This is a genomic window from Desulfovibrio sp. 1188_IL3213 (genome assembly GCF_036763145.1).
Taxonomy (GTDB): Bacteria; Desulfobacterota; Desulfovibrionia; order Desulfovibrionales; family Desulfovibrionaceae; genus Desulfovibrio.
Genome location: NZ_JBAIYR010000134.1, coordinates 1 through 5,482, shown reverse-complemented (window position 1 = coordinate 5,482; position 5,482 = coordinate 1). Strand labels below are relative to the sequence as shown.

The following is a 5,482-nucleotide window of genomic DNA, read 5'->3' as shown; positions in this document are numbered from 1 at the left end:
AAGCCAAGGTAGCCGTACAGGGCGCGGGTAATGGGCGGCAGGTTTGCGGCATTTTCAGGCGGCCGCACATCCAGGGCGGCCATGAGGGCGCGCAGCCCTTCCACAAAAGGGCGACCTTCAAAAGCCGTGAGCGCATCAAGCCGCGGGTCTTTCACATCCAGCGCCAGCAGACCATCGCGGCAGGCGATGAAAAGAGCCGGATCGCAGGCAAGAATGCTGTAACGCCCCCAGCGGCCGTCCACCTCGGCGCTTTCCAGCAAAATGCCGTTACCGGCGCCCACCATGCCCATAAACAGGCTGATGGGTGTATCCATATCCGCCGGCAGCCAGCGGGCGGACTGTCGCAACGTAAGCAAATGCAACTTGTCACCGTTCTCTTTCATCTGCCGATCCTTCAGTTTTTTTAGAACAAACAAAAAAGCGCCGCCTCCCAAGGGAGACGGCGCCTGCATACAGCTATACCTACGTATCGGAACTATTTAGCCCGCACGTCTCCCCCACGCTGCTCAATGCGCCACCACCAGCCCTGATAGCTGCAAACAATGGTGTTGGGGAAAGTGCTCATAAAAATACGTTCCTTACAATTTTTTAAAAAACTACACAGCGGTCGTACGCCTGTCAACAACAAATTTCGCGCGCAACAAAAAAACAAGCCGCGACGCCGGAGCCGGTTTGCGCCCGAAGCCCCGATCAACAGCAGACAACCCCGGCCTCTTTCACAAAAGCCGTGTACCGTGAAACACACGTCGTGAAAAAGGCCGGGGAAACCGTAAGGACAAGTTCAAGGCAGCTTTGTTCTGGCCTATTTGCCGAACAGTATCTCCTGATAGTTGGGCAACGCCCACAGGTCATCGGCAACGCGCGTTTCCAGCATGTCGGCGTGGCGGCGCACCTCGTTCATGCACGGCAGCACCTCGTTACAGTAACGGCGTGCTGCTTCCATGCCCAATCCCTGCGCGTCCACCTCGGTCAGCACATTTTCAAGGGTCATGATAGCGGCCTGCATTTGCCGCAGTTGGGCGGTCACTTCTTCAAGGGTGAAGGTTTTCGGCTGCATGCCGATGGCCTGCATGCTGGCCGCCGTGGACGCCAGTTCGCCCTGGTAGCGCATGGCCGCGGGGAAAATGACCGTACGGGCTATGCGTATGGTCAGATTGGCCTCGGTGCGCACGGTTTTGCAGTACTGCTCCAGATAGATGTCCTGCCGGGCCTTGAGTTCCGCCCGATTGAGCACCTCTGTCTTTTCATAGATTTCAATCACTTCAGGGCGTGTAAGCTCCGGCAGGGCTTCAGGAGTGGTGCGCAGGTTCGGCAGCCCGCGCCGCACGGCCTCTTTGTGCCAGATCTCGGAGTAGCCGTCGCCGTTAAAGATCACGGCGCTGTGCTCTTCAATGACGTGACTGATAAAAGATTCCAGGGCTGTTTTGAAATCGCTGCCCTGAGCCAGCTCTTTTTCGAGCCAGTCGGCGGCAAAACCCAGAGAATCTGCCATCATGACGTTAAGCGCCGTGATGGAGCCCGCGGCGGACTGGCTGGAGCCGAGCGCGCGGAATTCAAAGCGGTTGCCCGTAAAAGCCACAGGACTTGTGCGGTTGCGATCGCCAGGGTCAGCGGGCAGGGGCGGCAAGGTATCCACGCCGAGATTGAGCGCGCCGCGCTTTTTGCCGTTGACGGCATCGTCAACCCGCCCGGCGCGGAAAGCCTCAAAAACCTCGGTAAGCATGTCGCCGAGGAAGATGGACATGATGGCCGGCGGGGCCTCGTTGGCTCCCAGGCGATGGTCATTGCTGGCGCTCGCCACTGTGGCGCGCAAAAGACCGCCGAACTTGTGCACGCTGCGGATCATGGCCGCGCAGAACACCAGAAACTTGGCGTTGGCATACGGCGTTTCACCCGGCTCAAAGAGCGAACCCAGATCGGCGTTGCCGATGGAATAGTTCACGTGCTTGCCCGATCCGTTCACTCCGGCAAAGGGCTTTTCGTGCAGCAGGCATTTGAGGCCGTAACGCTTGGCCACGTTACGCAGGGTGGACATAATGATATGGTTATGGTCCACCGCCACGTTGCTGACCTCATACAGCGGCGCAATCTCGTACTGGCTCGGGGCGGCCTCATTGTGACGGCAGCGCACGGGCACGCCCAGCTTGTAAAGCTCGCGCTCCACTTCCATCATATAGGAAAGCACGCGCTGGGGAATCACGCCGAAATACTGGTCGCTGAACTCCTGCCCCTTGGCCGGGCGCGCACCAAAAAGGGTACGTCCGGCGATCTGGATGTCGGGGCGGGCAAAGTTAAAGTTGTGATCAATGGAAAAATACTCCTGCTCAAGCCCGGCATAGGCCACGACCGGCAGTTCCGTCTCGATGCCGAAAAGGCTCAGCACCCGCTTGGCTTCGCGGTTGAGGGCCTGGCTTGAGCGCAGCAGCGGCGTTTTTTTGTCCAGCGCCACCCCTGTCCACGAAAGGAACATGGTGGGGATGCACAAAAACGTTCCGTTGGGATTTTCCATTATGTACGCGGGGCTTGTAACGTCCCAGGCCGTATAGCCGCGCGCCTCGAACGTGGAGCGCAGACCGCCGGAAGGAAAGGAGGAAGCATCCGGTTCGCCCCGGATCAGCATGGAGCCGGAAAACTCCGCAATAACCCCGCCCGCGCCGTCAGGCATGAGAAAACTGTCATGCTTTTCAGCCGTTTGCCCGGTAAGCGGATAGAAAATGTGGGTAAAGTGCGTTGCCCCTTTTTCAATGGCCCAGTCTTTCATGACCGCCGCCACGGTATCGGCTATGGACGGATCCATGCGCTGGCCGAATTCAATGGTCTTGCGCAGCGAGCGGTACACGGCCTTGGGCAGGCGCTCCCGCATGACGCGGTCATTGAACACGTTGCAGCCGAAGATGTCCGTGGGTCTGGTATCGGCAAAATTCAGGGGAGCCGCTTCGGGTTTGTAGGTGGTAATGGCCTGAATGGCGCTGTGCCTGGCGGTTTTGCTGCTCATGACAAACCTCGCGTCAGAAAAAGGGGTGACGCACCAAAATTCGTTGGAAAACACTTTCTGCCGGCGGCGTCCGGGCGGCCCGTGCCGCCACATGCCGGAAAACCCTGAAAAAGGCCGGCAGACATCTGCCCGCCGGCCCGGCGTCTGCCAGAGCAATTTCACTTTGAAATTGCTCTGGCGGCTGCGTGAGCAGTCGCCCGCCGCAAAGATGCAAGCGCAGCTTCAGCCGTTACGACAAAGAAAGTTACGGATGCTTCAGGAGTTGTAACGCGGGAAACTACGCTTGCAGACACCATGTGTGACGAGCGCTTTGTTTCCACACAACCACTGTCGCCATTCGTAAGGCTCGCAGGCTCGCCAACGACTGCCGCCAAGACAGCGGAGCTATTTACTTGCGCGGTTAAGCATCGAAGCGAGCGTGTCTTAAACTTTGAGAATGTACATTCTCAAAGTTAAAATGCTCTAGTTGACGCTGACAATCTCTATTTCAAAGGTGAGAGCCTTGCCCGCCAGCGGATGGTTGGCGTCAAGGGTCACTTCGTCAGCGGTCACTTCGGTGATGGTCACGTCCATCTGGCCCTGCTCGTTGGAAAGCTGCAACGGCACGCCCACGTTGAGGGGAATGTGGTCCGGCACCTGGGCGCGGGCCACGGTAAAGACCAGCTCCGGATCGATTTCGCCGTAGGCTTCCGCCGGGGGAATGGTTACGGTAACGCTTTCTCCGGCCTCGCGGCCGTCAACCGCGGCCTCGAAACCGGGAATGAGCATGCCCTGGCCCATGACGAATTCAAGGGGATCGCGCTCACGCGAAGAATCGAACACCGTGCCGTCATCCAGGGTTCCCGTATAGTGCGCGCGCACTGTGTCGCCTTTTTTGATGGGCATAAATACTCCAGGGGTCTTGCGGACGTTTGGGCGGGCGCCCTGCCGCATGGTGCAATGCTCGCGCCCCTGCGGCACAAGCGCAAAGAAACGCCCGCAGTGAAAAAAGAAACCAAAACACGGCACGCTTTTTATGTCAATGTGACAGTGCGCGGGCAGGCGGCAAACAGACCCGGACTTGACAGCGCACAGCATGACCACGATAATTGTTAATTATTCAAACTGTAGATCACCGCCCCGCGCGGGCCACCAGAAATTTCTTGAGGCATCCCCGAGGTACCCATGTCCGACATCCGCTCCAGCTATACTGACCATCTTCAGTTTTACGGCCGCCATACCCCGCGCGAGTTGGCCGAAACCTTCGGCACTCCCCTCTATGTATATAACGAAAACGTGTTGCGCCAGCGCTGCCGTGAGCTGATGGGGCTTTCCAGCCTCCCCGGTTTCGGGGTCAACTACTCGGTCAAGGCCAACTCCAATCCCGTGCTGCTGCGCATGGCGCGCGAAGAGGGCCTGGTGGTGGACGCCATGAGTCCCGGCGAACTCCATATGGATCAGCTTGCCGGCTTCACGCCCGCACAGATTCTTTATATCTCCAACAACAATTCGGTGGAAGAGTTACAGAACGCCCTCAGCCACGGCCTGCTTATCAGCGTGGATTCCGTAGCGCAGTTGGACGATCTGGGCCGCATCAACAGGGGCGGCAGGGTCATGGTGCGCTTTAACCCCGGCATCGGCGCGGGGCATCACGCCAAGGTCGTCACCGCAGGCAAGGAAACAAAGTTCGGCGTCAATCCCGAACAGATGGACGAGGTTTTTGCCCTGCTGCAAAAGCACGACATGACCCTGGTGGGCATCAACCAGCACATCGGCTCTCTTTTTATGGAGGCCGGGGGCTACCTGGATGCCGCCGAAGTGCTGCTGCACCTGGCGGAACAGCTGCCCCAGGGCGCATTGCAAAACCTTGAAATCATCGACTTCGGCGGCGGCTTCGGCATTCCCTACCGCAAATATGAAGGGCAGCCCCGCCTGGATATGGACGAACTGGGCAGCCGCCTGCACGCGCTTATCAGCGGATGGGCCGAAAAAACAGGCTATACGGGCCGCTTCCTTATTGAACCGGGCCGCTATGTGGCAGCCGAGTGCTGCGTGCTGCTGGGCCGCGTGCATGCCGTGAAGAACAACAGCGAGAAACGCTATGCGGGTACGGACCTGGGTTTCAACGTGCTTGTGCGCCCGGCCATGTATGATTCGTTCCACGATGTGGAAATTTACGGCGAAAACAGCAGCGAAAAACGTGAAACCCTGGTGCAGACCGTGGTGGGAAACATTTGCGAAAGCGGCGACATTCTTGCCAAAGACCGCCAGTTGCCCGAAATTGTGGAAGGCGATGTGCTCGGCATACTTGACGCCGGCGCATATGGCTTTACCATGAGTTCCAATTACAATCAGCGCCTCCGCCCGGCGGAAGTGCTGATTCAGAGTGACGGCACGGCAAGGCTCATCCGGCGGCGCGAATCGCTGGACGATCTGGCACGCTGCCTTGAGGGCCTCGCATAAGGCCGCTCGCCCGAGGGATGATGGTCCGGCCTGTTGCCGGGCGCT

At 58.7% G+C, this 5,482-nt stretch carries 3 protein-coding genes and 1 pseudogene; 1 reads left to right on the top strand and 3 read right to left on the bottom strand.

What is annotated here, in order from left to right:
* The 3 genes and pseudogenes from V6C16_RS07140 to V6C16_RS07130 form a co-directional block, all read right to left on the bottom strand.
* Positions 1-383, bottom strand: a pseudogene (locus tag V6C16_RS07140) (anthranilate synthase component I family protein); the annotation flags it as partial.
* Between the two features lie 419 nt (positions 384-802).
* Complete coding sequence (locus V6C16_RS07135; RefSeq protein WP_333542948.1) at positions 803-2,995, bottom strand: glutamine synthetase III family protein; 2,193 nt, start codon at positions 2,993-2,995, stop codon at positions 803-805.
* Between the two features lie 462 nt (positions 2,996-3,457).
* Entirely contained in the window at positions 3,458-3,880 is a 423-nt protein-coding gene (locus tag V6C16_RS07130; RefSeq protein WP_333536791.1) for an FKBP-type peptidyl-prolyl cis-trans isomerase, read from the bottom strand.
* 279 nt (positions 3,881-4,159) lie between these two features.
* On the opposite strand from V6C16_RS07130, the gene lysA reads away from it, so the two are divergent.
* Positions 4,160-5,437, top strand: coding sequence for a diaminopimelate decarboxylase (lysA, locus tag V6C16_RS07125; protein ID WP_333536792.1), 1,278 nt, complete (start codon positions 4,160-4,162; stop codon positions 5,435-5,437).
* Positions 5,438-5,482: the final 45 nt, after the last annotated feature.

What these genes read in the sequence shown, in the direction of transcription:
- V6C16_RS07135 (WP_333542948.1), bottom strand. Translation starts at nt 2,995, where the DNA reads ATGAGCAGCAAAACCGCCAGGCACAGCGCCATTCAGGCCATTACCACC.
- lysA (WP_333536792.1), top strand. Translation starts at nt 4,160, where the DNA reads ATGTCCGACATCCGCTCCAGCTATACTGACCATCTTCAGTTTTACGGC.
- V6C16_RS07130 (WP_333536791.1), bottom strand. Translation starts at nt 3,880, where the DNA reads ATGCCCATCAAAAAAGGCGACACAGTGCGCGCGCACTATACGGGAACC.